21 protein-coding genes are annotated in these 26,645 nt (G+C 75.2%); 15 read left to right on the forward strand and 6 right to left on the reverse strand.

The features are described from left to right. Window positions 1-175: 175 nt before the first annotated feature. Both ACFVVX_RS19305 and ACFVVX_RS19310 read left to right on the forward strand, forming a co-directional pair. Window positions 176-1,312, forward strand: coding sequence for a CapA family protein (locus tag ACFVVX_RS19305; RefSeq protein WP_387947027.1), 1,137 nt, complete (start codon window positions 176-178; stop codon window positions 1,310-1,312). Between the two features lie 126 nt (window positions 1,313-1,438). Further along, window positions 1,439-2,407, forward strand: coding sequence for a helix-turn-helix transcriptional regulator (locus tag ACFVVX_RS19310; RefSeq protein ID WP_387947029.1), 969 nt, complete (start codon window positions 1,439-1,441; stop codon window positions 2,405-2,407). Between the two features lie 19 nt (window positions 2,408-2,426). Here the strand turns inward: ACFVVX_RS19310 and ACFVVX_RS19315 are convergent, their stop codons facing one another. The 4 genes from ACFVVX_RS19315 to ACFVVX_RS19330 form a co-directional block, all read right to left on the reverse strand. Next, window positions 2,427-3,731 (reverse strand): MFS transporter, encoded by a 1,305-nt coding sequence (locus ACFVVX_RS19315; protein WP_387947031.1) that lies wholly within the window; start codon window positions 3,729-3,731, stop codon window positions 2,427-2,429. Window positions 3,732-3,941: 210 nt separating this feature from the next. Further along, a complete protein-coding gene (locus ACFVVX_RS19320; protein WP_387947033.1) occupies window positions 3,942-4,640 on the reverse strand; it encodes a siderophore-interacting protein in 699 nt (232 codons plus the stop codon). A 107-nt stretch (window positions 4,641-4,747) separates the two neighbouring features. Further along, window positions 4,748-5,392, reverse strand: coding sequence for a TetR/AcrR family transcriptional regulator (locus tag ACFVVX_RS19325; protein WP_387947035.1), 645 nt, complete (start codon window positions 5,390-5,392; stop codon window positions 4,748-4,750). Window positions 5,393-5,396: 4 nt separating this feature from the next. Continuing rightward, on the reverse strand, window positions 5,397-6,635 hold the full coding sequence (locus tag ACFVVX_RS19330; protein WP_387947037.1) for an MFS transporter: 1,239 nt from the start codon (window positions 6,633-6,635) through the stop codon (window positions 5,397-5,399). Between the two features lie 422 nt (window positions 6,636-7,057). Between ACFVVX_RS19330 and dhbC the strand changes: the two genes are divergently transcribed. From dhbC to ACFVVX_RS19360, 6 genes are all read left to right on the forward strand, one after another. After that, entirely contained in the window at window positions 7,058-8,275 is a 1,218-nt protein-coding gene (gene dhbC, locus ACFVVX_RS19335; protein WP_387947039.1) for an isochorismate synthase DhbC, read from the forward strand. A 10-nt stretch (window positions 8,276-8,285) separates the two neighbouring features. Then, on the forward strand, window positions 8,286-9,842 hold the full coding sequence (locus tag ACFVVX_RS19340) for a BTAD domain-containing putative transcriptional regulator (protein WP_387947041.1): 1,557 nt from the start codon (window positions 8,286-8,288) through the stop codon (window positions 9,840-9,842). Window positions 9,843-9,961: 119 nt separating this feature from the next. Then, the gene (locus tag ACFVVX_RS19345; protein WP_387947043.1) at window positions 9,962-10,531 is read left to right on the forward strand and encodes a hypothetical protein; all 570 of its coding nucleotides are present in this window, start codon (window positions 9,962-9,964) and stop codon (window positions 10,529-10,531) included. 111 nt (window positions 10,532-10,642) lie between these two features. Continuing rightward, on the forward strand, window positions 10,643-13,624 hold the full coding sequence (locus ACFVVX_RS19350; protein WP_387947045.1) for a BTAD domain-containing putative transcriptional regulator: 2,982 nt from the start codon (window positions 10,643-10,645) through the stop codon (window positions 13,622-13,624). A gap of 140 nt (window positions 13,625-13,764) precedes the next feature. Further along, window positions 13,765-14,169 carry a hypothetical protein gene (locus ACFVVX_RS19355; RefSeq protein WP_387947047.1) on the forward strand — a complete coding sequence of 135 codons (405 nt, stop codon included), beginning with the start codon at window positions 13,765-13,767 and terminating at the stop codon, window positions 14,167-14,169. Between the two features lie 158 nt (window positions 14,170-14,327). Further along, window positions 14,328-14,672: a chaplin family protein gene (locus ACFVVX_RS19360; RefSeq protein WP_387947049.1), complete on the forward strand. Its 345-nt coding sequence runs from the start codon at window positions 14,328-14,330 to the stop codon at window positions 14,670-14,672. A gap of 103 nt (window positions 14,673-14,775) precedes the next feature. Here ACFVVX_RS19360 and ACFVVX_RS19365 read toward each other — a convergent pair whose 3' ends face one another. Beyond that, window positions 14,776-14,976: a DUF397 domain-containing protein gene (locus ACFVVX_RS19365; protein WP_387947051.1), complete on the reverse strand. Its 201-nt coding sequence runs from the start codon at window positions 14,974-14,976 to the stop codon at window positions 14,776-14,778. Then, window positions 14,973-15,755 carry a Scr1 family TA system antitoxin-like transcriptional regulator gene (locus tag ACFVVX_RS19370; RefSeq protein ID WP_387947053.1) on the reverse strand — a complete coding sequence of 261 codons (783 nt, stop codon included), beginning with the start codon at window positions 15,753-15,755 and terminating at the stop codon, window positions 14,973-14,975. Before ACFVVX_RS19370 ends, ACFVVX_RS19365 begins: the two co-directional genes overlap by 4 nt. A 251-nt stretch (window positions 15,756-16,006) precedes the next feature. Here ACFVVX_RS19370 and ACFVVX_RS19375 point away from each other — a divergent pair, with 251 nt between their 5' ends. The 7 genes from ACFVVX_RS19375 to ACFVVX_RS19405 all read left to right on the forward strand — a co-directional run bounded on the left by ACFVVX_RS19375 (window position 16,007) and on the right by ACFVVX_RS19405 (window position 26,645). Continuing rightward, window positions 16,007-16,771 (forward strand): alpha/beta fold hydrolase, encoded by a 765-nt coding sequence (locus ACFVVX_RS19375; protein WP_387947055.1) that lies wholly within the window; start codon window positions 16,007-16,009, stop codon window positions 16,769-16,771. 171 nt (window positions 16,772-16,942) lie between these two features. Continuing rightward, window positions 16,943-18,073 (forward strand): PQQ-dependent sugar dehydrogenase, encoded by a 1,131-nt coding sequence (locus ACFVVX_RS19380; RefSeq protein ID WP_387947057.1) that lies wholly within the window; start codon window positions 16,943-16,945, stop codon window positions 18,071-18,073. A gap of 322 nt (window positions 18,074-18,395) precedes the next feature. Continuing rightward, window positions 18,396-18,758 carry a DUF1304 domain-containing protein gene (locus ACFVVX_RS19385; RefSeq protein ID WP_387947253.1) on the forward strand — a complete coding sequence of 121 codons (363 nt, stop codon included), beginning with the start codon at window positions 18,396-18,398 and terminating at the stop codon, window positions 18,756-18,758. After that, window positions 18,755-19,324 carry a TetR/AcrR family transcriptional regulator gene (locus ACFVVX_RS19390; RefSeq protein WP_387947059.1) on the forward strand — a complete coding sequence of 190 codons (570 nt, stop codon included), beginning with the start codon at window positions 18,755-18,757 and terminating at the stop codon, window positions 19,322-19,324. The genes ACFVVX_RS19385 and ACFVVX_RS19390 overlap by 4 nt, the downstream gene beginning before the upstream one ends. A 198-nt stretch (window positions 19,325-19,522) precedes the next feature. Continuing rightward, entirely contained in the window at window positions 19,523-20,383 is an 861-nt protein-coding gene (locus tag ACFVVX_RS19395) for a DUF4132 domain-containing protein (RefSeq protein WP_387947061.1), read from the forward strand. After that, complete coding sequence (locus tag ACFVVX_RS19400) at window positions 20,380-25,446, forward strand: hypothetical protein (protein WP_387947063.1); 5,067 nt, start codon at window positions 20,380-20,382, stop codon at window positions 25,444-25,446. Before ACFVVX_RS19395 ends, ACFVVX_RS19400 begins: the two co-directional genes overlap by 4 nt. Then, a complete protein-coding gene (locus ACFVVX_RS19405) occupies window positions 25,443-26,645 on the forward strand; it encodes an AAA family ATPase (protein ID WP_387947065.1) in 1,203 nt (400 codons plus the stop codon). The genes ACFVVX_RS19400 and ACFVVX_RS19405 overlap by 4 nt, the downstream gene beginning before the upstream one ends.

A 26,645-nucleotide genomic window follows, 5' to 3' on the forward strand; every position in this document is an offset into this window, starting at 1 on the left:
CTCCACTCCACGCTGCGCGCGGGCGCCGCCGCCGCGCCAGTGACACGGTGGCCGGATCGGGCGCCCGGGTTGGGCCGGTCGGGCCTGTCCGGGGTCCCGTGGAGGCGGGGCGAAGGCCGCGCGGAGGCGTGACGTAGGCTGAACCGCTCTTGGACCGACCCCTGGGGGAATCTCAATGCGCCGTGTCGCGGCCGCCGTCGCACTGCTGGTCGGGCTGATACCCGTGGCCGCCTGCGGACCGGACGACCCCGCGCCGGCTCCGGCCGCGCTCGCCGCGGACGGCGCCAAGCCCTCGACAGGCGCCACGGCCTCCGCCGACCCCTCCGCAGCGGCGTCCGGCAGCCCCGCCGCGCCCCGGCCGGACGGCAGCATCACGGTGGCGTTCGCGGGCGACGTCCACTTCGAGGGCCGGACGGAGTCGCGGCTCGCCGTGAAGGCGCCGGAGCAGCCGCTCGGGCCGATCTCCAAGACCCTCTCGGACGCCGACCTCGCCGTCCTCAACCTGGAGACCGCGATCACCGACCGCGGCGCCCCCGAGCCGAAGACCTACACCTTCCGCACCTCGCCCAAGGCGCTCACCGCGCTGCGCGACTCCGGCGTCGACGTCGTCTCGATGGCCAACAACCACGCCGTGGACTTCGGCGCCGACGGCCTCGCCGACTCCCTCGCCGCCAAGGACGCCTCGCCGATCCCGATCGTCGGCTTCGGCCACAACGCCAAGGAGGCGTACGCGCCGTACGTCACGACGGTGCGCGGGGTGAAGGTCGCGGTGGTGGCGGCGAGCCAGGTCGAGGACCTCACCAACCAGAAGTGGCGCGCGGGCGCCACCAAGCCGGGCATCGCCTCGGCCCTGGACGCGGCGGCCCTGGTGAAGGCGGTCGAGGCGGCCAAGCAGCAGGCTCCGGTGGTGCTCGTCTACCTGCACTGGGGCGACGAGGGCAAGGCCTGTCCGACCAGCGCCCAGACCGCCATCGCGAAGAAGCTCGCGGGCGTCGGGGCGACGGCCGTCGTCGGCACGCACGCGCACACCATGCTCGGCTCGGGGATGCTCGGCAACACGTACATCGGGTACGGCTTCGGCAACTTCCTCTGGTACGGCACCTCCAACTACGCCTTCTCCAACGAGACCGGCGTCACCACCCTCACCCTGAACGCCGCGGGCAAGGTGACCGGCGAGACCTTCGCCCCGGCGACGGTCGACGGCCAGGGCGTCCCCGTCCCGCAGACCGGCGCCGCCGCCGAGGCCGCCCTCAAGCGCCGCGACGGCCTTCGGGGCTGCACCGGTCTGGCACCCGCCCCCGCTGCGCACTGACCGCCCGCAGCCCGTCCAGGTCCTCCGCGGTCACCGCCTCGGCGGTGTGCGACCAGCGGTGGCCGGCTCGGCGCAGACCTGTCGGCCGGGCGAAGACCTGTCGGTGGTGGCGCGGATACTGCAGCCATGCGTGCGAGCCGACTGGTGTCCCTTCTCCTGCTCCTCCAGACCCGCGGCAGGATGACCGCGCAACAGCTGGCGGACGAGTTGGAGGTGTCGGTCCGCACCGTCTACCGGGATGTGGAGTCCCTGCACGCGGCGGGCATCCCGCTGTACGGCGACGCCGGTCCGGCCGGCGGCTACCGGCTCCTCGACGGCTACCGCACCCGGCTGACCGGTCTCAGCGCCGACGAGGCCCGGGCGCTCTTCCTCGGCGCGCTGCCCGGACCGGCCGCCGAGCTCGGCCTCGGGGCGGTGGCCGCGGCGGCCCAACTGAAGGTCCGGGCCGCGCTGCCCGCGGAACTCCGCGACCACATGGCGCGCAGCCAGGAGCGGTTCCATCTCGACACCCCCGGCTGGTACAGCGAGGGCGAGGAGGTGCCGCACCTGCCGGCCGTCGCGGACGCGGTGTGGAGCCGGCGGCCGATCAGGATCCGCTACCGCCGCTGGCAGGCGCCGACCGAGGTCGAGCGGCACCTCGCGCCGTACGGCCTCGTGCTCAAGGCCGGCCGCTGGTACCTGGTGGCCCGCAGCGGCCCGGACGTCCGTACCTACCGGGTCGACCAGATCCTGGAAGTCCAGCTGCTGGACGGGGAGTTCGAGCGCCCGGAGGGGTTCGACCTGGCCGCCTTCTGGCGGGAGTACGTCGCCGACTTCCACGCGCGGCTGCACCAGGGCCAGGCCCTCGTCAGGCTCTCCCCGCGTGGAGTCGAACGCCTGCCCGGGCTGCTGGGCCGGGTGGTCGCCGAGGCCGTGGCCGCGAGCGTGCGGCCCGACCGGGACGGCTGGTGCCGGGCGGTCGTCCCGATCGAGTCGGTGGACCATGCGCACACCGAGTTCCTGAAGCTCGGCGCGGAGTTGGAGGTCCTGGAGCCCGCGGACCTGCGCGACCGGATGGCCGCGTCCGCACGGGCGCTCGCCGGGCTGTACCGATGACCGCCGCCCCGCCGCGCGGTCAGCCCGCCCCGGTGCCGACCGTCGGCGCACCGCACCCCGCGGGTCGGACGGGCGGGACGGTCTCGGCAGGTTCGACGGGCAGGGCGGGCCGGGCGGGTTCGACCGGCTGGGGCGGCTCGCGCCGCAGGGCCCGTCGGCCCACCGCCGCGACGGCCGCCACCGCGCTGATCGCGGCGAGGACGGCGAAGCCGTACCGGCTGTCGGAGTGGTCGGTGACCGCGGAGACCGCCAGCATCACCACCACCGTGGCGGCCAGCCCGCTCGCATGGGCGACGCCGAAGACCCGTCCGATCCGCTGCTCCTCGACCGAGGTCATCAGCAGAGCGCGCGAGGCGATCCGCGCCTGGCCGAAGAGGAAGGCCCCGAGCGTCACGAACACCACCAATCCGGTGACCCCGAAGAGCGGTTGCAGCACCAGCATCAGACTGGCCGCGAGGAAGCCGACCACCGCGATCCGCAGATCGCCCGTCCGCCGGCCGAGCACCCGGTACGCCACGGCGGCGAGCAGGAACCCGGCGCCCCCGGCGGCGTCGGCCGCCCCGAACACGGCCGCCCCGCGGTGCAGTTCACCGATCACCAGGACGGGGAGCAGCGCGTTGAAGACGGTGACGACGACGCTGCCCTGCGCGTACAGCACGATCAGACGGGCCACCGGGCCGCGCGAACTCCCCGGTGCCGGCACCCGTTCGGCCCCGACCAGCCGTTCGGCGGCCGCGGCGGCCGGGCGGTTCCCCGTCGCGGCCACGCACACCGCGGACACCAGGAAGGTCGCCGCGTTGAACACGAAGAGCGGGGTGGCTCCGAAGAACTGGAGCGCGAAGCCGCCGACCGAGGCGGAGAGCAGCATCCCGGCCTGGGTGGCGACCTCGTAGTCGGCGGTGAACCGGCGCAGTTCGGCGGGCCGCACCCGCTCCTTGATCAGGCCCGCGCTGGCGGGGCCGAAGAGCGCACCGACGACCGCGAGCGCGAAGTTGCCCGCGTAGACGACGCCGCTGCTCGGGCCGGCGGCGGCCGACCAGACCGGGACCGCCAACGCCGCGACGGCGCTGACCAGGTCGCACCCCAGCCAGAGCCGCCGACGGTCGAACCGGTCGGCCAGCCGCCCGAAGAACGGTGACAGCACCGCCTGCGGGACGGCCACGGCGATGAACAGCCAGCCGACCGAGAGCATCGTCCCCTCCGTCCTGACCATCAGCAGTGCCGCCGCGATCAGTTGGATGTTGTTGCCCAGCGCGGTGATGAGCGCGGCGGGTATCAGCAGGCGCTCGGCGGCAGGGGCGGGACGGTCGGGCTGGATGCGCAAGGGATCCTCGTCGGGAGTCGGAGTCGGAGTCGGAGTCGGAGTCGCAGTCGGGAACCGGCGGTCGGCGGGCCCGATGTGGACCGCCGACCGCCAGTCTCGCGAGAATCCCTGACACCTCCTGTCAGTGTCTGCCGGGCAGTGTCCGCCGAGCAGTCTCCGCCGAGCACTGAGTGGACGAGCGGGGGCGGTGGCCGGGGCGGCCGCCCGCGGTCAGCCCTTGTGGTCGGACTCGCCCTGCTTCCAGTAGCCCTTGGCCTGGACGTGCTCGCGGGGGTAGCCGAGGTCGGTGAGGAGGTGGCGGCGGATGGCGGTGACGGAGGAGGCCTCGCCGGCGAGCCACGCCGATGCCGAGGAGGGGAGCCGGGCGTCGAGCAGGGCGGCGCTCAGGAGGTGGCCCTTGGGGTGTCCGGTGGGCCGGGGGAGCCAGCTGGTGGTCAGGTCGGCACGGGTGCTGAGCGGGAGGGCGTCGGCGGCATCGGCGATCTCGAAGTAGGCGGACACCCGGACGGACGGGTGGAGTCGGTCGAGGATGGTGAGGGCCGCCGGGAGGGCGCTCTCGTCGGCGGCGAGCAGGAGGTGGGCGGCGCTGTCGAGCGGCTGGAACCGCCCGCGGGGGCCGGCGAGACGGGCGGCGTCGCCGGGGCGGGCGGTCGCGGCCCAGCGGGAGACCGGGCCGTTGCCGTGCAGGACGATGTCGATGTCCACCTCGCCCTGCCCGGGCCGGTGGTGCCGGATGGTGTAGGCCCGGGAGTGGCCCTCCGGGATCGCCAACTTCACCCACTGGGTGGGGTGTTCGATGCCGAGGTCGGCCAGGGTGGGGCCGTTGAGGGTGAGTCGGACGAGGGTCGAGGTCAGTGGTGCGACCGCGGTGACCCGGACGTCGTGGGTCGGGCGGGGGCGGCGGAACATGGCGGCTCCAGAGGGCGGCCCGGGGGACTCACGGGCGCGGAAAGGGGATTGCGCGGGAACAGGCCTGCGCGGAAAGAGGACTGCGCGGAAAAGGATGTGACGGACCGTCAGTGATCGAGGTGTCGGTCGAGCAGCGCGTCGACGAAGGCCGGGTCGAGCGGGCGGCGCAGGACGAGGGCGCGGTGGTAGAGCGGGGCGAGGAGGGCGTCGAGGACGGACTCGGCCTCGGCGGCGGAGACCGAGAGGCAGCGGGCGGTCTGCTCGACGTCCCGGGCGTGCAGCTCGTCCAGGAAGCCGGAGTGCAGCAACTCCGCGGTCCGGCTGTCGAGCTGGGCGTGTCCGAGGAGGGCCAGCAGGACCCGCCCGGCCGGTTCCTCGCCGAGGAAGCGGGCGAAGCGGTGGACGTAGGCGCGCAGTTCGTCCGCGCCGGGCGGGGTGTCCTCGGGCCAGACGAGGGCCGGTCCGGCGTCCAGGGCCAGGTTGTCGAAGAGGATGTCGACCTTGGACTTCCACCAGCGGTAGATGGTCTGCTTGGCTACCCCGGCCGCGGCGGCGATGCCCTCGATGGTGAGGCCCTCGAAGCCGTGTTCCACCAGCAGGTCGTCGGCCGCGTTCAGCACGGCCAGGCGCGCGGCCTCGCTGCGGCGGCTGCTGCCACCGGTCGGGGCGGGGTGCTGCTGGGCGGCGATGGTGCTGAGGTCCTTACGGGCGGGCCGGTGGACTGTTCGGCCGGAGGTGCTGGTCGGGCCCATCCTCTCACGCCTCCCGGGGGTGGACGGGCGCCGTACGCCGGGCCAGGCCGGCCGCGGCACCGAGGGCCAGCACGGCGACCAGGGCGCTGAAGACCAGGCCGGCCGTGCGCAGCCCGGCGAGCTGGATCAGCACGCCGACGCCCACCACCGGCACCGAGAGCATCGTGTACAGGATGGCGAAGAAGGTGGACACCGCCTCGCCGCGCTGCTGCGGTGCCACGCCGGTGTTGATGGCTCCCAGGCCGGTGCCGACGGCGGTGCCGGTGGCCAGCCCGTTGACGCAGGCGCCGAGCAGGAGCGGGGCCAGGGACTCGGTGAGCAGGGCGGTCGCGATGAGGGCGGCGGCCGCGACCAGTCCGGCGCAGGCGGTCGGCAGGGCGCGGGGTGCGGGCAGGAGGCGGGCCAGCAGCTGGCCGACGGCGGTGGCGGCGAAGGCGAGGCAGACGACCAGGCCGGTCAGCGCGCGGTTGTGGATGTCGAGGACGGTGGCCAGGAAGAGGCCGCTGACGGCGGTGAGCACGCCCAGGACGGCGAACCCGGAGCCGCCGGCCAGCGCGGCGCGAAGGAAGTCGGGCCGGATCGCGGCGGGGACGCGCAGCGGCTGGAAGCGCAGCCTGAACCGGGCGCCCGCCTGTGCCCCGGCCGCCCGCCGCGGACCGGCCGCGGCGCCGGGCACCGTCTCGGGGACGGCGAGCAGTCCGAGCAGCGCGGCGGCGGTCAGGGCGAGCATCACCGTCCAGGGCAGCCGCAGGGGCGAGCCGGCCCACTGGGCGAGCGCCCCGGCGAGCAGGGTGCCGCAGGCCAGGCCGCCCATGTTCGCGGCGAGCGCGAGGGTCTGGGCGCGTTGGCGGCGGTCGGGCGCGGCGAGGTCGAGCAGGGCGGCGGTGGCGCTGCCGGTGATCAGGGCGGCGGAGAGGCCGGAGACCACCCGGGCGGCGAGCAGCCAGGGCAGCGCGTCGGCGGCCTGGAAGAGCCCGGCGGCGGCCGCGGCGAGCAGCAGCGCTCCGCCGAGGACCGGGCGGCGCCCGATCCGGTCGGAGAGGCGGCCGAGGGTGAGCAGTCCGGCGACGACGCCGAGCGCGTAGACGGCGAAGACCACCGTGACGGTGAACGGGGTGAAGCCGAAGGCGTGTTGGTAGAGGGGGTAGAGCGGGGTCGGGACGGTGGTCCCGGCCATGGTGACCCAGAGCGCGAGCGCGACGGCGGCGCGGGCGACCGGTGTGGGGCGGGCTGCGGAGGGCATAAGGGGTGCTCCTCTGGTGGTGGATCCGGCGGTGGGTCCGGGGGTCCGGCGGGTCCGGTGGCGGACTCGGTGGTCGGTCCGGTGGCACACACGCGGCGGATCCGGGGTGAAAGTAGACGCAACGTTGCGTTGCGACTGAAGTGTCCGCACCGTAGCACTGGACGCAACGTTGCGTCCAGGTTCGTGCGCCGGACCCGGCCCGCTCCGCGGCTTCCGGCGTGGAGTGGTGGCCCGAATCCGCGAGTTGACGGGCCCGCAGACCCTCGGCCGAACCGAACAATTGTGTTAGGTTAGGCTTGCCTAATACTTCTGGCGCACCCGAGCCGTCCGCCGTCCGACCCCCGCCGCTCCACCCGCAACGCCCCGCACCCCGCCCGGCCCCACCACGGCCCGGCGGCCACTCGCAGACTGGGAGAATCCAGGTGACCACGGCGCACCACGCCCCCGCCACGGCGTACCACGGCCCGGACGGGACGGACCACAGCGTCATCGGCGCGGCCAGCGGGCTGCTGGGCCGGTACCGGGCCGGGTCCGACGAGGCGTTCTTCGCCTCCCCGAGCCGCACGCTGCTCGCCGAGGGCGTGCACGCCCGCGTCCCGCAGGGCGCCCGCCCGCTGCCGGTCCGGGTCGCCGAGACGTTCGCCCGGGCCCGCCGCGACGGGGTCGAACACCCGCTGGTGATCGGCGCGGTGGCGTTCGACCACGACAGCCGCGCCGAACTGGCCGTGCCCGCACAGGTCCGCCACTGCGGCGCGCTGCGCGACGACCCGCTGATCGCGCTGCCCGCCCCGGCCGCCGAGCGGGTGGACTGGCAGGTCCGCCCGATACCCGAGCCGGCCGCGTACGGCGCCGGTGTCGCCGAGGCCGTCCGCCGCCTCCAGGGCGGCGAGTTGAGCAAGGTGGTGCTCTCCCGGACGCTGGAGCTGACCGCCGCCGGCCCGCTCGACCTGCCCGCGATCCTCCAGCGGCTGGCCCGCCGCGACCCCGGCGGCTACACCTTCGCGGTACCCGCCGGCGGCGGCCGGACGCTGATCGGCGCCAGCCCCGAACTGCTGCTCTCCCGTCACGGCACGGCCGTGCTGGCCAACCCGCTGGCCGGCTCCGTCCCGCGCAGCGCGGACCTCGGCGAGGACGTCCGCCGCGCCGCCGCCCTGCTGGAGTCGCCCAAGGACCTGCACGAGCACGCCGTCGTGGTGGACGCCATCCGTACGGCGCTGGCCCCGTACTGCCGGGACCTGGACGTGCCCGAGCGGCCGACCCTGGTCCGCACCGCCGCGATGTGGCACCTGGCCACCACCATCACCGGCGTGCTGGTCGACCCGTCCGTCTCCGCGCTGGAGCTGGCCACCGCGATGCACCCGACGCCCGCCGTCTGCGGCGCGCCGACGCCGCTCGCCCGCACGGTGATCGGCGAGATCGAGCCGTTCGACCGCGGCCTGTACACCGGCATGGTCGGCTGGGGCGACGCGGACGGCGACGGCGAGTGGGTGGTCACCATCCGCTGCGCCGAGGCCGACGAGCGCACGCTGCGGCTGTACGCGGGTGCGGGTGTGGTCGCCGCGTCCCGGCCGGAGTCCGAACTCGCCGAGACCAGCGCGAAGTTCCGCACCTTCCTGGACGCCGCGGGGGTGCCGCGCTGAGCCACCGGGGGTGCAGGGGCTGAGCGCGGAGGGCCGGTCGTGCGGGGCGGGCCCGGGGGCGGATCCGGGCGGCAATCCGGGTGGTGGATCCGGCCGGGGGCGCCGCTGTAGCACCGGGAACCGGGACGATCGGCCGGACACGGCCTACCATGACGGGCTGTCGGTCCGATCGTCCAAGGAGCACGCGCTGGAGCTGCACTTCACCACCCTCGGACCGCTGAAGGCCTGGCGCGCCGGCCGGGAGCTGCGCATCAACCGGGCCCGGGACCGGGCCGTGCTGGCCGTCCTGCTCGCCGGCGCGGGGCGGCCGGTGCCGGTGGGCGAGATCATCGACGGGGTGTGGGGCGAGGAGGGCGACGAGGCGCCGGACCGGGCCGCCTCGCTGCCGGGCAACGTGTACCGGCTGCGCAGCGTGCTCGACGGCCGGGGTGCGGGCATCCTGCGGCACGTGGGCAAGGGGTACCGGCTGGACGTCGACCCGCAGGGCATCGACCGGACGGTCTTCCTGGCCGCGCTCGCCGAGGCCGCCACGGCCCGCCGGAACTGGCAGCCGGAACGCGCCCGCACCCTGCTCTCCGAAGCGCTGGACCTGTGGCGGGGCCCGGCGCTGGACGGCGTGCCGGGGCCCTTCGCGGAGCACGAGCGCCGCCTGCTGGCCGGACGGCGGGAGGAGGCGCGGCGGTCCCTCCTCGAACTCGACCGCGAACTCGGCCCGTTACCAGGCCCGTTACCAGGCCCGTTGCCAGGCCTGGTGCCCGGTTCGGGGCCCGGTTCGGGGCCCGGTGCAGGGCCCGGTGCAGGGCCTCATCCGGAGCCCGGTCCGGAGGTGGTGACCTGGGCGCCCGGGGCCGCCCGCGCCGGTGCCAGGCCGGTTCGCCGCCCCTTCCAACTGCCCACCGACCTTGCCGACTTCACCGGCCGCGTGGAGCAACTCGCCACTCTCGCCGCCCTGCTGACCGGGCCGCGTCGGCCACCGGCCGCACTGGTCACGGTCTGCGGACCACCCGGGTCCGGCAAGAGCGCGCTGGCGGTGCACGCCGCCCACGCGGCCGCACCCGGCTACCCCGACGGCCAGCTGTACGCCGACCTCCACGGCCGCCCCGGCGAGGACCCCGCGGAAGTGCCCGGCATCCTGGCCGCGTTCCTGCGCGCCCTGGGCGTCGAGGAGCAGGCCGTGCCGCCGGGCCCGGCCGACCGAGCCGGGCTCTACCACCGGCTGCTCGCCGACCGGCGGGTCCTGGTCCTGCTCGACGGCGCCACCGCCGTCGACCGGATCCGCCCGCTGCTCCCCGCCGCACCCGCCTGCGCGGCCCTCGTCACCCTCCCCGGTGACGGCCCGGCACCGGGCGAACACACCGTCAGGCTCGGGCGGATGACCGCCCGCGAGGCACGGGAACTGCTCGGCCGGGTCCTCGGCCGGGAGCGACTGGAACGCGAACCGGCGGCCGCCCGGGAGCTGGCCGCAGCCTGCGACCACCTGCCGCGCGCACTGCGGGACGCGGCCGACCGGCTGGTGCGCCGCCCCGCCTGGCCGATCTCCGCCCTGCTCTCCTCTCCCGGCGCGTAAACGCGGGCATTCATCACCCGTCAACCGACGCGGCCGAGACTTCCCCCCGCAGGCGGCCACCACCCGCCTGAACAGGGCGGCCGCGGCACCAGCAGCGGCCGGGGGAGAGGACCAGGACATTGCGCCGGACCGTCACACGCACCATCCGCGGGCTCGCCGGAGCCGCCACCGCCGCCACCCTGGCGGCCGTCGGCGTCCTCGCCGTCCAGGGCACCGCGCACGCCACCTACGACGCGCCGACCGCGAGCATCTGGGACGACGAGGAGCTCCGCAACGACGGCGGGCACGTCGACAACCCGGGCAACGGCACGGCCCGGCTGGTCATGCAGCCGGACGGCAACCTCGTCGCCTACTACGCGCCGGACCACGACTGGTCGCGCCAGTACCCGACCTGGGCGTCCGGCACCGTCGGCTGCGGCGTCCGGGCGGTCATGCGCGCCGACGGCAACCTGGTCGTCCTCGACCCCTCCGGCGGCCTCTGCTGGGAGAGCGGCACCGCCGGCCACCCGCACGCCCGGCTGACCCTCTGGCGCAGCGGCGACCTCCTGATCACCGACACCTGCAACCGCCTCCTGTGGGAGCGGCAGCCCGGAACCAGCTACGTCCGCGACCAACTGCACGGCCCCATCCACACACCGGACTCCACCGAGAGCCCCTACGTGATCCTGCCGGTGCCCAGCGGCTGCTGAGCCCCGCCGACCTCGGCCCGACCCGGTCCCGCAGCGGGCCGGGCCGAAGGCGTGCACCCGCCGCCTCCGTGCGCCGGCCCCGGGGCCCCACCACGCCCACGGAGACCCGACATGGAGACAACCGAACCCGGCCCCACCGCAGCGGCGGCACTGCGCTTCAGGCTGCTGGGCCCGCTCGCCGCCTGGCACGGCGAACAGCCGCTGGCCCTCGGACGGCGCCAGCAGCAGGCCTTCCTGGCCATGCTGCTCGCCCATCCGGGCCGGGCGCTCACCGCCGGGCAGCTCGGCGACGGCGTCTTCGACGAGGACGGCCCGCCGAACCGGCCCAGGTCCATCCTCGCGACCCACGCCTACCGGGTGCGCAGGGAGCTGCGGAAGTGCTCCGCCGAGCACCTGCTCGTCACCGTCGACGGCGGATACCGCCTCGACGTGCCCGCCCTGGCGGTGGACAGCGCCACCTTCGACAGCCTCGTCGCACAGGCCGCCGACCGGCTCGCCGCGGGTGACCGCCCACGGGCCAGGGAGCTGCTGACCGGCGCGCTCGCCCTGCACGCGGGCGAACCCCTGGCGGGCCTGCCCGGCCGGCACGCCGCCGAGCTGCGCCGCCACCTGGCCGAGCGCCGGCTGGACGCCTGGGAGGCGAAACTCGGCCTCGACGTCGAGCTGGGGGACAACCCCTCCTGCCTCGTCGAGCTCGACCAGGCCGTCTTCGCCCACCCGTTCCGGGAGCGGTTCCGGGCACTGCTGATGCTGGAGTACCACCTCGCCGGCCGACCGGCCGAGGCCCGCGCCGTCCACGCCGACGCCCGGCGCTTCCACCGGTCCGAGGGGCTGGACTGCGCGGAGCTGGACGCGCTGTACGACCGGATCCTCCGCGCGGACCCGGCCCTCGGCGCCGGGCGCCGGGCCGCCGCCCGGGAAAGCCCGGCGCGGGCCGCCACCCCGGACCAACTACCGCCCGGTATCGCCGACTTCACCGGTCGGGCGGCGGCCGTCGCGGAACTCGCCGCGGCGCTCTCCGGGACGGACCCGGGAGCCGTCGTCATCTCGGCGGTCAACGGGATCGGCGGCGTCGGGAAGACCAGTCTGGCCGTGCACGTCGCCCACGCCCTGCGCGGGAGCTTCCCCGACGGGCAGCTCCACCTCGACCTGCGCGGCGCCCAGGGCGACCCGCTCGACCCCGCCGAGGCGCTCGGCACCTTCCTGACCGCCCTCGGGGTGGAGGAGCGGGCGATCCCGGCGGACCGGGTCGAGCGCGCCGCGCTCTACCGCACGACGGTCAGCGGCCGGCGCCTGCTGATCCTGCTCGACAACGCGGCCGACGCCGAACAGATCGCCCCCCTGCTGCCCGGCTCCAGGACCTGCGCGGTGGTCGTCACCAGCCGGGCCTGGCTGACGGCGCTGCCGGGCGCACGGCACCTCCACCTCGACGCGATGGAGCCGGCCGAGGCGCTCGACCTGCTCGCCGCCATCGCCGGCCGCGCCCGGATCGACGCCGAACCCGAGGCGGCGGCCGCCGTCGTCACGGCCTGCGCCCTGCTGCCCCTGGCCGTGCGGGTGGCCGGCTCGCGCCTGGCCGCCGATCCCGCGCAGTCCCTGGCCGCGCTGGCCGCGAGCCTCGCCGACGAACGGACCAGGCTCGGCGAACTCGCCTGCCACCACACCGCCGTGGAGCCCGTCCTCGCGCTCTCCTACGCCCGGCTCGGCGCGGCGCAGGCACGCGCCCTGCGGCTGCTCGCCCTGCCGGACGCCCCCGACCTCGCCCTCGCCGCCGCCGGCGCCCTGCTCGGCACGGGCCTCGACGAGACCCGCGAACTCCTGGAGGAGCTGGTCGACCTCAACCTCCTGCAGTCCCCGGCCGCCGACCGGTACGCCTTCCACGACCTGCTGAAGGTGTTCGCCCGGCAGCGCAGCGCCGGCCAGGACGCCCCCGGGGCGGTGACCGCGGCGTTCGCCCGGCTGCTGGACTTCTGTCTGGCGAGCGCCCGCAACGCCGAGGAGACCGCACACCGCGTCGACCGCGCCCGCCGCAGCCTGATCCGCGCCGAGACCACCGGACCGGGCCGGACCTTCCACACCGTCGAGGACGCCACCGCGTGGCTGCGGACGCAGACCGACCTCCACCGCGCGGTCCTCCACCGGGCCTGCCAGGACACCGGCCTCCCGCTGGAGCAGAGCGCCGACCTGCTGGACAAGATGGGCTCGATCCTGTTCGGGCACGGCTACGCGACCACCGTGGCCGAGCTCGCCGGCCGGGTCGCCGCGCAGGCCCTGGCCCGGGGCCGGCGGGACGCCGAGGCACTGGCGCGCTCGGTCCGCGGCAGCATGCTCTGGCACGCCAACTCCTATGCGCAGGCGGAGGCCGAACTCCACCGCTGCCTGGCCCTGTGCGACGGGCCGGACATGCTGCGGCTGCGCGCCAACGTCCTCCAGCTCCTCGGCGCGAACGCCCGCGCCCGCCGGGAGTTCCACCGGGCCGTCGGCCCGCTGGAGGAGGCCGCCGCCCTCTTCCACCGGCTGGCGGACGACACCGCCGAGGGCCTGGTGCTCGGCGAACTCGGCTTCAACTACGCGCAGTGCGGGCGGCTCGGCGAGGCCAGGACCGCCGCCGAGCGCTGCGCCGCACTGACCGGCGCGGACGCCTCGGACGCCTCGGGGGCCTCGGGGGCTTCGGGGGCCTCGGGGGCCTCCATCTCCGAAGCGGTCGGCCGCTACTACCTCGCCCGGGTGCTGCACCTGTGCGGGGAGCTGGACCCGGCCCTCGACGAGGCCGGGCAGGCGCTGACCCGGTTCCGCTCCTTCGGGATGCCCGGCTTCCAGGCCGCCACCGGCAGCCTGATCGCCCACGTCCACCTGGCGGCCGGGCGCGCGACGGAGACCGTCCGGGCGGCGGAGGAGGCGCTCGCGCAGGCGCGCCAGGTCGGCGGGATGCTCGAAGGCACCCTGCTGCGGGTCCTCGGCGAGGCGCTCGGCCGGCTGCACCACACCGACCGGGCACGGACCTGCCTGACCCAGGCGGTGGGCCACTTCCGGCGACTGGACCTCACCGCGGACGCGGCCGCCGCCGAGGAGCTGCTGCGTGGACTGGGCTGAGCCGGGTGGGCCTTCCGGGCCTGCTCAGGCACCTGCTCAGGCACCTGCTCAGGACTCTGCTCATCGGATGTCCATCGGCGGGGCGCAGCCTCTTCACGTGCCCCGGTCATCCGGGCCGGGCAACACGGGAGGGAACGATCATGTCCGTTAAGGGAATCCGCCGGGCCACGCTGGCCCTGGCCACCGCGGCACTGGCCGGCGGCGTCGCGCTGACGGGTGCCGGGGCCGCCTCGGCGGCGAGCGGCGGCGGCTGCAGCGGCCCCGGCTGGAAGCAGGCCTGTATCAGCGCGGGCGGCGGCCAGGTGGCGGCGACGGTGAACACCAGCTTCGCCAGCAACAACTGCACCGAGGAGGTCATCATCTGGGACTACACCACCGGTAGCCGGGCGCTCTCGGCCTCGTTCCCCTGCCGCTCCGGTCAGTTCGCCTACACCCTCAACCTGACCAACCCGAGCCCGGGCCACGACTACAAGGCCGAGGCCCGCTTCTACTGGCAGCCCGGCAACGGCTACGACTTCCAGACCAGCCCCGACCTCTGGTACTGACCGGCCGACTGACGGGCGGCGGGAGGTCGCGGTCACGGCCGCCCGCCGCCCGGATGGCCCTGGGCCTTGCTGCGGTCGGGTTGGTTCCGGGCTGCGATCGGGTGACTTCTGGCGAGTCTCGAAGTCGGTTTATATGACAAATGGGCACGCATGAGCCCATGACCAACACCAGAAAGTTCGTGGCGGCCGCAGGCCTCGGCGTCGTGCTGGCCCTGTCCTCCGCCGGCCCCGCGCTGGCGGGCTGCGACGGTCCCGACAACGCCCCCGTCTCCTCGGGCATGTCCAACGCCTTCAGTGGCGGCGGCGGTACCACCTGTATCAACGAGGGCGGTGCCTACGCGAGCGGCGTGGTCACCGGCTCGCCCGGTGTCCTGTCCGGCAATCAGATCCAGATCCCGATCAGCATCCCGATCAACATCTGCGGCAACAGCGTCAACCTCCTCGGAATCGGCAACGGTACCGGCGGTGGCGGTGGCAACAACGGCAGCGGAGGCAACAACTGATCCGTAGTCGCGCTCCCGAACGCTGACACCGGCTTCGACGCAAGGGCTGCAACCCCAGCGGGTTGCAGCCCTTCCGGCCGTCCGGGGCGCCAGGCGTCAGGCGTCAGGCGTCCGCGGACGGGGTGCGGTTCGCGGCGTAGGCGACGAAGGCGGCCCAGGCATCGGGGGCGAAGGCGAGTTGGGGCCCGGTCCGGTCCTTGGAGTCGCGGACCCGGACGGCGGCGGGGGTGGCGGCGACCTCGATGCAATCGCCGCCCGCTGTACCACTGTGGCTGGACTTGAACCAGATCAGTTCGCCGCTCATAGTTCCTCCGCCAGCTTGCCGATGAACCTCGCAGAGTCCTCGTGGTTGAGGGCCTGTCGGAGGATCATTTCATGGCGTTGGCTGAGCAGGCTCACCTTGGAGGGGTCCGAGAAGAGCAGGGCCATCGCCTGCCCTTCCTCGTAGCCGAGGCGCTCGTGCTCGGCGGTTTCCAGGAGTACGAACGGGCCGTCGAGCCCAGGGTGTGCGCCCTTCGCCGGGACGACCTGGATCTGGACGTGCCGGGGCTCCCCGGCGGTCAGCAGGTGGCGGAGCTGGCGTCGGTGCTCGTCCGCAGTGCCGACCCGGTGGTGCAGCGCGGCCTCACCGACAAGGAAGTTGAAGGACTTGGTCTGCGTTCTCAGGATGGCCTGGCGCTCCAACCTGGCAGCCACGCGTTCCTCGACCGTCTCGTCGTCCATGCGCGGCCAGTAGGAGTTCATGAGGGCCCGGGCCGTCTCCTCGGTCTGGAGCAGGCCCGGGATCAGCTGGTTCTGGTAGTTGCACAGGATGACGGCCTCGGCCTCGTGTCGCATGAAGTCCTCGGCGAAGTGCGGGTACTTCTCCGGCTTCAGGAACTCCGCTCCCGCCGCCAGGATGCCCTTCGCCCCGCACAGTTCGTCGGCCACGTGCAGCAGGTGCAGCGAGGGCCGGCGCCGACCCGCCTCCATCGAGCGCAGGCTCTCCACGACGTACCCGGCCTCCTTGGCCAGCTCCTCGCGGCTGATCCGGGCATGGGTGCGCCAGAGCTTGATCTGGTTGCCGCAGTACCGCCATGCCATGGGCGGCGGAGTGTTGGAAGACTCGCTCATCGCTGACCCCCCGGGTCCTCTACTGGCGTTGCTCCGGAGGCTAGATCGGCCGAGGCCTGAAAGGATTGGGAATCCTCCCAAACCCCACGTCCGAGGGAATTTCGCCCGCGCGAGCCGTGGCGTGTGCTCTCCGGTGCTCGTCCATGCGCCCCAGCGCGCTCCAGTGCTCTGACCGGGGAAAATCGTGGTGCCTTGATCATTTTCCGCCTAGGGTCTGCCGCATGACTCTTGCTTACGATGCGGCCGGTGACGGCCCCGCGCTGGTGCTCCTCCACTCCGGGGTGTGCGACCGGAGGATGTGGGACCCGCAGTGGTCGGCCCTGGTCGACGCCGGATACCGGGTGGTGCGCTGTGACTTCCGGGGCTTCGGGGAGACCCCCCTGCCGGACCGGCGCCACAACGATGCCGATGACGTGCTGGAGCTGCTGGACACGCTCGGCATCGACCGGGCGGCGCTGATCGGCTCCTCGTTCGGCGGGCGCGTCGCCCTGGAGATCGCCGCCCGCCGCCCGGAGCGGGTGTCCGCCCTGGTCCTGCTGTGCGCCGGGCTGCCGGAGCACGAGCCCAGCGACGTGCTGCGGGCTTTCGGCGAGCGGGAGGACGCGCTGCTGGAGGCGGGTGACGTCGCGGGGGCCGTGGAGCTGAACGTGGACACCTGGCTGGGGCCGGACGCGCAGGAGGCGGTCCGGGACGAGGTGCGCGCGATGCAGCGGCATGCCTTCGACGTGCAACTGGCCGCCCCCGAGGGGGCCGGACGGTTTGCGGTGGAGACCGATCTGTCGGCGGTCAAGGCACCCTGTCTCGCCCTCTCGGGCGGCCGCGACCTGGAGGACTTCCGGCAGATCGCGGCCCGGCTGCCGGAGCTGCTCGCCGACGCCCGGCACCTCGAACTGCCCTGGGCCGGCCATCTCCCCGGCCTGGAGCGGCCGGCCGCGGTGTCGGACCTGCTGGCCGGCTTCCTGCGGGAGACCGTCCCCGCCGGCTGAGCGTGGTGGTGATCGCGGCGGATCGCGGTCGGGGCGGCCCGGGGCGGCCCAGGCCTGGGTCGGTCGTGGTCAATCGGCCCGGTGGCGCGGCGGGGTGCGGCCCCGGCGGCGGGCCGGTGTGGTCTGCTGGGGCGCCGCGTCCGCGTCCGTCGCCCCTTGGAGGGTCCACCGGTGCTCCGCCGCTCCGCCGCCGTCGTTCTCGCCCTGCTCATCGGACCGGCCGCCGCCGTGGGCTGCTCCTCCGCCGCGCCGTCGGCCGCCACCGGGACCGCTGCGACCGCGCCCTCCGGAGCCGCGTCGGCCGCCTCCGGACCGGAGGTCGCCGTCCGGGCGACCGTCACCGACGGGCTGGCCGCGCCCTGGGGCCTGGCGGTGCTGCCGGACGGGGATCTGCTGGTCTCCGAGCGGGACAGCGCACAGGTCGTCCGGGTCGCGGCGAAGGACGGCGCCAAGACCGTGGCGGGCACCGTGCCGGGGGTGACCGCGGGGGGCGAGGGCGGGCTGCTCGGGATCGCCCTGTCGCCCGGATTCGCCACCGACCACCTGGTGTACGCCTACTTCAGCACCGCCGACGACAACCGGATCGTCCGCTTCACCTACGACCCGGCGCAGCCCGCCGACCGGCAACTCGGCACTCCCGAGGTGCTTCTGACCGGAATCCCGCACGGCCCCCGGCACAACGGCGGCCGGATCGCCTTCGGCCCCGACGGCATGCTCTACGCGGGCACGGGCGACAGCAGCAACAGTGCCCTCGCCCAGGACAGGAGCTCGCTCGGCGGCAAGATCCTGCGGCTGGCCCCGGACGGCCTCCCCGCCCCCGGCAACCCGTTCCCCGGTTCGCCGGTCTACTCCTACGGCCACCGCAACGTCCAGGGGCTCGCCTGGGACCCTCAAGGCCGGCTCTGGGCCTCCGAGTTCGGCCAGGACAGCTGGGACGAGCTGAACCTGATCAAGCCCGGCGGCAACTACGGCTGGCCGGTGGTCGAAGGCATCGGCACCAACCCGGACTACATCAACCCGGTGGCGCAGTGGCGCACCGCCGACGCCTCCCCGAGCGGTATCGCCTACGCCGACGGGGCGATCTGGATGGCCGCGCTGCGCGGCACCCGGCTCTGGCGCATCCCGCTCGACGGCGACCACCTGGCCTCCGCGCCACAGGAGTTCCTCGACGGCGAGTACGGCCGCCTGCGCGCGGTCGTGGCGGACCGGGACGGCACCCTGCTGGTGGTCACCAACAACACCGACGGCCGCGGCGACCCGCAGCCGGGCGACGACCGCATCCTGCGCCTCTCCCCGGCGTAGGCCCGCCACCGCCGTCAGCCCGGGCGGTCGGTGGCCCGGGTGGTCGGCGGCCGGGGCGGTGGTACCCCTGGGCGATCGGCAGCCCGGGAGCTTGCGCTCCGGCAACGGGAGTCGGCGGACGCGGACGGCAAACAGGTGCTGGACGCTGTCCTCGCCCCGATTGCGATCGACGGCCGCAGCGGAGTGGAACAGGCGGTCGAGAGGCTGACCGCCGCCGAGGCGTGGGCGGCCTCGCGGGGGCGGTGGACCACTCGGAGATTCTGGACAGGTGTCCATGTACAGTGGACACCTGTCCATGAAGTGCGAGAGGGAGTGGGTCACCGTGGAGACGACGGCGAATGTCCTGGTCGGCCTGGTGGCCGCCCTGCACGCGTACATCCTGGTGCTGGAGATGTTCCTGTGGGAGAAGCGGCCGGGGCGTGAACTCTCCGGCTTCGACGCGGAGATGGCCCGGGCCACCGCCCCGCTGGCCGCGAACCAGGGCCTGTACAACGGCTTCCTGTCGGCCGGACTGGTCTGGGGTCTGATCGCCGCCGACCCGACCGGGTTCCGGGTCCAGGTGTTCTTCCTCGCCTGCGTGCTGATCGCCGGCCTGTACGGCGGGATCACCGCCAACCGGCGCATCCTCCTCGCCCAGGCGCTGCCGGGGGCGCTGGCCCTGGCCGCCGTCCTGCTGGCCCGATGACGGCCGGGCGGGACGGCGACCCCCGGGCGGCCAGGACCAGGGCCAGGCTGCGCCGGGCGCTGCTGGAGGAGTGCGCGCTGCGCCCGCTGGCGGAGGTCAGCGTCGCGGCGCTGGTGCGCCGGGCGGAGGTGGGCCGCGCCACGTTCTACCTGCACTACGCCGACCTGGAGGCGCTGGCCGTCGACGCCTGCGCAGACATCGTCCGGGAGGCGGTGGACGCCCTCCACGCCTGGCGCGGCGCGCCCGATCCGGCCGTCCCGCCGCCGGCCCTGGTCGCCTTCTTCACCGACCTCGCCCCGCATGCCGGGCTCTACCGGGAGCTGCTGAGCCCGGGGGGCGGCGGCCCGCTCGGCCTGGTCCTCCACCGGGACCTGCGTGCCCGCAGCCGCGCCGAACGCGCCCTGGTCGGCGCGCCGGAGCCGGATCTGGTCGCCTCGGCCGTGGCCGCGACCTTCGCCGGGGTGCTCGCCGACTGGCTGCACGGCCTCGTCGAGGCGACCGCCCCCGAGCTGGCCCACCGGGTGTGGCGGCTGCTGATCGCCCTGCACCGGACGGCACTGGACTGACCCCCTGCTCCAACCGGCCCCGCCCGCCGGGGCATTGCGCCCGCCGCCCGCCCGCAGACAGGGCTCCGCCCGGCTGATCGTTCACTCGTTCGATGGGTTTGAGGGTCGGCAGAACCGGTGGCGGCCCCCCGGCGGCCGCGTTGTCAGTGTGTCCCGTTACGTTCCTCCCATCACTGACCAGCTGGGAGGAGAGCGGCCGTGGCATGGGTGGAAGCAGGATCGGGCGGCTACCAAGTCGCGCTCGACGCGGAGGGAAAGGTGGTGTGCCGCAACGCGGCCGGCCGCCAGTTGAAGTCCGTGCCGTCGAAGCTGGGTGACGACCCGGTGGTCACCGGGCTCAAGCAGCTCACCGAGTGGCTCGCCGCGCACGAGCGCGGCTGCCTGGAGGACGTCGAGCGGTGGATGGTCCGCTCGCTGCCCGTGCCCGCCGCCGTGATCACCGCCGTCTGGGCGGACGAGGCCTGGCAGCAGGTCCTGCGCGACCTGGTGGTGACCGGTGCGGACGGCGCGGTCGCCGGGTTCCTGCGCGGCGCCGACGCCGAGCGCGGCCTCGGCCTGGTCGACCTGGACGGCGACACCGTCCGGCTCACCGACGGCGAGGTCCGGATACCCCACCCCGTCCTCCTGGAGGACCTGGACGAGCTGCGCGAGTTCGCCGTCGAACTCGGAGTCTCCCAGCGGGTCCAGCAGCTCTACCGGGAGGTCTGGCACCGCCCGGCCGACGCCGGGGGACAGGCCGCCCAGATCGCCGCCTACGCCGGCGGCCGCTACAAGGAGCTGCGCGAACTCCTCGGCCGCTGCACCCGGCTCGGCTACCGCGTGCGCGGCGGCCACGCCGTGCTCCCCGTCGTCGAGGGCGGGGTCGCCCAGGAGGCCCGGGTCTGGGTCGGCGACTACTACGAGTACGACGAGTGCGAGACGGGCGCGCTCAGCTGGACGGGCCCGGACGGCACGGTGCTGGGGCTCGCCGAGGTCGGGCCGGTCGCCTGGTCCGAGGGGATGCGCATGGCCGCGGCGCTGCACGCCGGCCGCACGATCGAAGGGGAGGAAGCCGCATGAGCGCCACCGACCGTACGACCACCGTCGAAGCCCACGAGAGGCTGCTGGACGCCGGCGCGGTGCTGGCGCCCGGCACCCTGCCCGACGCCGGACGGCCCGACAGCGCGGCGGACGTGCTCACCGCGCGCGGCTACACCCACCCGGCGCTCGACGGGCGCCGCATCGTCCGACTGGTCCCCGGCGCGCTCGGCCCCGCCGAGGACCTCGCGGTCGACTTCCTCGGACTGGTACCCGCGGGCGAGCCCGCCGAGGTCGGCCAGGTCCGCCAGGAGGCGCTCGGCTTCCCCGCCTGGGCGCTCGTCCACGACCCGGCCAACGGGCACCACGCCCTCGCCCTGGTCAAGGAGATGGAGCGGCTCGCCCGGCAGGCCAAGTCCAAGCCCGGCAACGCCAAGGACGGCTTCGAGGCGCTCGCCGTGCGCCTCGGCCGCGCCGTGCCGCACTTCCTCCCCACCTACTGCGAGCAGGTCGGCCGGATCTTCATCGAGCACGGCAACCAGACCTACGCCGGCACCTTCTTCGGCCGCGCCCGCGAGGCCGAGCGCACCTACAGCCTCGCGGTGGACGAGGAGCGGCTGCGCGCCGTCTTCCTGGAGTTCGCCCTGGCCGGCGCACTCACCGTCAAGGCGCTGCGCCAGTACGTCAAGGAGCTCAGCACCCGGCTCGACCCGCTCACCGCCTGGCAGCGCTTCCGCCAGCTCTGCACCGAGCGCTCCGCCGCCGGCATGGCCCCCTACGCCGGGGTCGCCGAGGACGCCCGCGCGCTGATCAGGGCCGCCGGGCTCGACCGTACCGAGCACGAGCAGGCCCTGCTCGCCGAACTGCTCGCCTCACCCGCCGTCGACCGGGCCCCCGGCGCCTTCTGGAAGTCCTGGCACGGCGCCATCATCGAGCTCGCCCAGCGCGACGAGGCCGTCCGCGCCCGCCTGCTGGAGATCCTCCCCAACCCGGCCGGCACCTCCGACGACGCGGCCCAGGACGTCGGCTGGCTCGCCGTCCTCGCCGAGAGCGGCGCCGAACTGCTGCTCACCGGCCCCCGCCCCGAGGGTGCCGAGCCCGTCGCCGGCTGGCTGCAGCGCTGGTGCGCCCACGTCGGCCGCGGCTGGCGCTCCCGCCCCGCCTGCGCCGCCACCTACGCCCTCGCCGGACGGATGGCCGAGCGGCTGCGCGCCGACGACGTCCCGGTCGACCTCCTCGGCGGCCGCCGGCGCGGCAAGACCCAGCTGGAGGTGCTCGACCTGCTGCTCGCCGAGGGCGTCCCGGTCGCCGACCCGGCCGGCACCCACTCCTTCGACCTCACCGACTGGGTGAAGGAGGCCCGCCCCGACAGCCCCACGCTGGCCGCCGTCGCCGCCGACCCGCGCCTGCGGCCCACCCTGCGCGCCGCCGTGCCGCCCGCCTGGAAGAGCGCCGCCGCCGCCAAGACCCTGCCCGCCCTCCCGGTGCTGCGCGAGCTCTTCGTCGAATGGGCCGACCAGCGCACCGACGAACTCCTCGCCGCCCGCGGCCTGGCCGGCGCCGCCGACCTGCTGCGGGAGCTGCGCTCGCACCGCAGCTCCATCCGCACCGAGAACCCGGCCGCCGCCGAGCGGATCGCCGGCCTCGACGCCGCCGGCCTGCTCGCCCGCGCCCTGCGCACCGGCATCCTCGACGAACTCGGCTGGCCCGCCCTGGAGGAGGCACTCGGACGACTCGGCGCCACCACCGGCGAGACGCCCGGCAACCCGCCCGGCCAGACCCTCCCCGAGGGCCTGCTGATCGAGGACGCCTGGCCCCACCTCATCCTGGCCCGCAAGGGCGAGGCCCTGGTGGTCGGCCCGCAGGGCATCCTGCTGGAGCACACCCTGCGCCACCCCAAGCTGGAGAGCTGGCAGCGCCCCCGACTGCGCTACACCGACGGTGAACTCCTGGTCGTCTGGTACCAGGACGGCAAGCAGCACGCCTACTGGTCCAGCCGGCCCGCCGAGACCTTCGAACTCGGCGGCGAGTCCGTCGCCCACTACTACGGCGGCCGCGACGAGCCCGACGACCCGTCCATCCCGCTGCCCGGCGGCGGCCGCACCACCGGCGAACGCCCGCTGCACGCCGGCGACACCCGGATGCCCGGCGAATACCAGGTGCTCGGCGACGGCACCGGCTTCTGGGCGCTGCGCCACGACCGGGGCGACGCCCTCGTCGAGCTCGACCCCGCCACCGGCACCCTCGGCCGCACCGCCGAGCCGCCCCGGATCGCTGCCACCGCCGGCGCCGGCCGGCTCGACCTCCACCGCACCCGGCTGCTGCCCCTCCAGCCCGGCCTGGAGGGCACCCCGCTCGGCACCGACGGCGCCGCACTCGGCAGCTGGGTCCGCGTCGACGGAGCCCGCGTCACCACCACCACGGCCGACGGCCGCACCCTCACCCTGACCGGCTCCGGCGAGCACGTCCGGCGCTACCCGGTGGGCCGGCTCGGCCTGCCCGGTGACGCCCACCCGACGCTCGCCGAGGAACGCGGCAACGGCCTCGCCCTCGTCCTGCCCGAGGCCGGGGGCGACGGCGGCAGCGACCGCACCTGCGAGCTCCGCGCCTGCCGCCCCGGCGGCCTGCACGCCGCCGGCACCGCCCTCGTCCCCCCGCTGGAGCAGTGGCACGCCCTGCGCCCGCGCGACGAGGAGGGCTCGCGGATCCTGCGCACCGTCACCGACGAGCAGGCCGCCCGGCTCATCGACGCCGCCTGGCCCGTGGACGCCGAACCGGTCCCCGAGGCCGAGCAGCGCTGGCTCACCGTCCAGGGCGTCCGCCGCCCGATCCCGCACACCAAGAAGGCCAGGGCCCGGGTACGGGTCCAGGAGGTCGGCGCCGCCCTCGACGGCCTCGGCCACCCGCTGCTGCTCGCCGGGGTCGCCGGGCTCGCCAGGGTCGCCGCCGACCTGCTCGACGCCGCCGCCTGGTTCGTCCCCCAGCCCGAGGCCGAGGCCCGCTCCAAGGCCGGCGCCGGCCGGCAGCGCACCGCGCACCGGCCCGAGCACGGCCGCGACCACGAACTGCGCGAAGCCGCCGGCGTCCTGCTGCCCGACCTCGGCGGCTTCGGCCGCTCCTGGGAGCGCGACGAGACCTGGCGGGTGGTCAACAACCTGCGCACCGTCGCCGCCGTGCTCGCCGACCCGCCCGCCGTCGCCGACGGCACCGAGGGCTGGTCCACCCCGCTCACCGTGGACCTGCAGGGCGACGACAACCACCACGGCTGGCTGCACCTGCTCGGCCGGCTCGGCACCCTCGCCTACGCCGCCACCGCCCCGCTCACCCGGCCCGAGCAGCGCGCCTCGCTCGCCCTGCTGCTCACCGAACTGACCCGCGCCCCGCTCGCCGACCCGCAGGGCACCGTCCGCGAGCTCACCCTCACCGAGCCGCTCAACGCCGCCGGCCACGAGCGCAAGCACGAGGAGCGCGCCGGACAGGTCCTGCGGCTCGGCCACCGCACCGTGGTCGTCCTCGGCTGCCGCCACCACCAGGACGACCAGGTGCACTGGCTCGCCGTCGACCACGACCCGAGCGGCGCCTTCGGCCCGGTCGCCCACTTCGCCACCGCCGAGGAGCGGATCGCCGCCGAGCCCTTCACCGCCGAACGCGCCGCCCGGATCGCCGAGGCCGTGCAACTGCCCGGCGGCTTCACCTGGGACGCCGCCCACGCCGCCGCCTTCGGCGAGCGGACCGGCATCGGCCGCACCCGCGCCACCCTGCTGCTCAGCCCCACCAACACCCTGTTCCAGTGGTACGGCGGCGTCCTGCCCGCCGACCGGCTCAAGGAGTACGGCCTCAAGTCCACCGAGGCCAAGGCCGCCCGGGACTGGCTGCGCGAGCGCGGCCGGGAGGACCTCGCCGCCGTCTGGGCCGCCCTGGTACCCGCCGACCCCGCGCAGATCCGGACCGCCGGCCCCGACCTCGCGGCCGGCGTCCAGGCCTGGACGGAGCGGATCGGACAGCTCGTCACCCTGCCCGAGGAGGAGCAGGCCACCGTCAGCGGCGCCGACATCCGCCACATCGAGGCGGTGCTCAACCCCGCCCGCACCGCCTGGCTGAGCCGCACCACCGGGTACCGGATGCGCACCGACCCGGACCGCGGCATCGACCGGCTGCTGCCCGACGACCCCGACGCCGTGCCCGCCAACGGCGTCCTGGGCGGCATGGTCGACGCCCTGCGCTGGCTCGCCTACCACCTGCCGAACGAGAGCCCGCTGCGCCCGCTGCTGCCGCAGGCCGCCGCCGCGCTGCGCCGGCGCCTCGCCGACCCGGACCTGCTGCTGGACTACGACATCCACCACGACGTCAAGGGCCGGCCGCTCGGCCCGGTGCTGCGCACCCGCTTCGGCCTGCCCGCCGAGGGCGGCGCCGACGCCGACGGGCTGGTCCGCTGCGGTGAGGCGCTGGTCCTCGTGCCCTGGCACGACGGCGTCGAGACGGCCTGGCTGCGGCCCGCCGGGCTCACCGGAGCCGACGACCCGCTGCTCGAACTGCTCGAAGGCCTCTCCTCCAGCTACTGGTTCGGCAGCCAGCGGCCCGGCATCGAGGCCATCCTCGGCGGCGAGCTGGCCCGTCTGGTGGCCGCACCCGAGCCGGGCGCCGAGACCGGCTGGGCGCACAACCCGCAGCTCAGCGTCCCCGACCTGGTCGCCGAGGTGGCCAAGACGCACGGCCTCGGCGAGGACGCCGCCGCGCTCTACCTCCAACTGCTCGCCCTGCCGGACCCGACCGACCGCAACACCGCCCGCTGGACGGGCTGGAAGCCCGCCCGCCTGAAGAAGGCCCGCGCCGAACTCGCCGCCACCGACCTGGTGCTGGAGGCCAAGCGGGCCCGGGCCGGCCGCAGCCTCTTCCTGCCCGGCGGCTGGCAGGAGGCCAAGGCCCCCGGCCTGCCCGCCGAGACCTGGAAGGCCGGCCTCTACCCGCTGGCGACCCACCAGGCGGTCCTGCCGCACCTGCCCGTCCCGGAGCTGTTCGCCCGGGCCTGGCAGCGGATCGCCGAGGGCGACACCCCCGGCTACGAAGAGCTCCAGACCAGCAAGCGCAGGAAGGCCCGCCGATGAGCACCACCGTCACCAGCACCACCGCCGGCACCGCGACCGACGCCACCACCAGCACCACCGCCGGCACCGCGACCGACACCGCTGCCCGGCAGGTCGTCCCGCCGGAGGAGAAGTACGCCGCCGAACTGGAGTTCCTGGCCGCCCACGACTCCGGCCCCCGCCCGCCCGGCTGGCGGCTCACCCCGCGCGCCGTCGTCACCTTCGTGATGGGCAGCGACGGCGAGAAGCTCAAGGCCGGGCGGAAGAGCCTGGCCGTCGAGCAGAAGTTCGTCGGCGAGCGCGCGCTGGTCGAGCGCTGCGTCGTCACCCTCGCCGGGGAGCGCGGCCTGCTGCTGGTCGGCGAGCCCGGCACGGCCAAGTCGATGCTCTCCGAGCTGCTCGCCGCCGCCGTCTGCGGCAGCAGCGCGCTCACCGTCCAGGGCACCGCAGGGACGACCGAGGACCAGCTCAAGTACGGCTGGAACTACGCGCTGCTGCTGGCCAAGGGCCCCAGCCGGGAGGCCCTGGTGCCCTCGCCGGTGCTCACCGCGATGACCACCGGCGCCGTCGCCCGGGTCGAGGAGGTGACCCGCTGCCTGCCGGAGGTGCAGGACGCCCTCGTCTCGCTGCTCTCCGAACGCCGCATCGCCGTACCCGAGCTGGCCGGCACCCCGGACGCGCAGCTGCACGCGGCGGCCGGGTTCACCCTGATCGCCACCGCCAACCTGCGGGACAAGGGCGTCAGCGAGATGTCCGCGGCCCTCAAGCGGCGGTTCAACTTCGAGACGGTCGGGCCGATCGGCAGCCTCGCGGCCGAGGTCGAGCTGGTCCGCCGCCAGTCCACCGCCGCCGTCGCCCGGGCCGGCGCCCCGTACGCCGTGGACGACGCGGTACTGGAGGCCCTGGTCACCGCCTTCCGGGACCTGCGCACCGGCCGCTCCACCGAGGGCTGGGACGTCGAGCGCCCGTCCACCGTGATGAGCACCGCCGAGGCCGTCTCGGTGGCCACCGCCCTCGGCGTCGGCGCCGCCTACCTGCCCGACGGCGGCGACCTCCTCGGGCGGCTCCCCGGTCAGCTGATCGGCGTGGTCCGCAAGGACGACCCGGCCGACGCCGCCCGCCTGCTCGGCTACTGGGACGGCCCGGTCCGTCGCCGCGCCGAGCAGGGAGCCGCCACCTGGCGCACCCTGTGGGACCAGCGCTCGGCTCTGGAGGCGTGA

The sequence above is a fragment of the Kitasatospora sp. NPDC058170 genome (assembly GCF_042883905.1).
In the GTDB taxonomy this organism is placed as follows: Bacteria; Actinomycetota; Actinomycetes; order Streptomycetales; family Streptomycetaceae; genus Kitasatospora.

Coding starts and splice junctions, on each gene's coding strand:
- ACFVVX_RS19305 (WP_387947027.1), top strand. CDS start 176: ATGCGCCGTGTCGCGGCCGCCGTCGCACTGCTGGTCGGGCTGATACCC.
- ACFVVX_RS19310 (WP_387947029.1), top strand. CDS start 1,439: ATGCGTGCGAGCCGACTGGTGTCCCTTCTCCTGCTCCTCCAGACCCGC.
- ACFVVX_RS19320 (WP_387947033.1), bottom strand. CDS start 4,640: ATGTTCCGCCGCCCCCGCCCGACCCACGACGTCCGGGTCACCGCGGTC.
- ACFVVX_RS19325 (WP_387947035.1), bottom strand. CDS start 5,392: ATGGGCCCGACCAGCACCTCCGGCCGAACAGTCCACCGGCCCGCCCGT.
- ACFVVX_RS19330 (WP_387947037.1), bottom strand. CDS start 6,635: ATGCCCTCCGCAGCCCGCCCCACACCGGTCGCCCGCGCCGCCGTCGCG.
- ACFVVX_RS19350 (WP_387947045.1), top strand. CDS start 10,643: ATGGAGACAACCGAACCCGGCCCCACCGCAGCGGCGGCACTGCGCTTC.
- ACFVVX_RS19355 (WP_387947047.1), top strand. CDS start 13,765: ATGTCCGTTAAGGGAATCCGCCGGGCCACGCTGGCCCTGGCCACCGCG.
- ACFVVX_RS19360 (WP_387947049.1), top strand. CDS start 14,328: ATGACCAACACCAGAAAGTTCGTGGCGGCCGCAGGCCTCGGCGTCGTG.
- ACFVVX_RS19365 (WP_387947051.1), bottom strand. CDS start 14,976: ATGAGCGGCGAACTGATCTGGTTCAAGTCCAGCCACAGTGGTACAGCG.
- ACFVVX_RS19370 (WP_387947053.1), bottom strand. CDS start 15,755: ATGGCATGGCGGTACTGCGGCAACCAGATCAAGCTCTGGCGCACCCAT.
- ACFVVX_RS19375 (WP_387947055.1), top strand. CDS start 16,007: ATGACTCTTGCTTACGATGCGGCCGGTGACGGCCCCGCGCTGGTGCTC.
- ACFVVX_RS19390 (WP_387947059.1), top strand. CDS start 18,755: ATGACGGCCGGGCGGGACGGCGACCCCCGGGCGGCCAGGACCAGGGCC.
- ACFVVX_RS19400 (WP_387947063.1), top strand. CDS start 20,380: ATGAGCGCCACCGACCGTACGACCACCGTCGAAGCCCACGAGAGGCTG.
- ACFVVX_RS19405 (WP_387947065.1), top strand. CDS start 25,443: ATGAGCACCACCGTCACCAGCACCACCGCCGGCACCGCGACCGACGCC.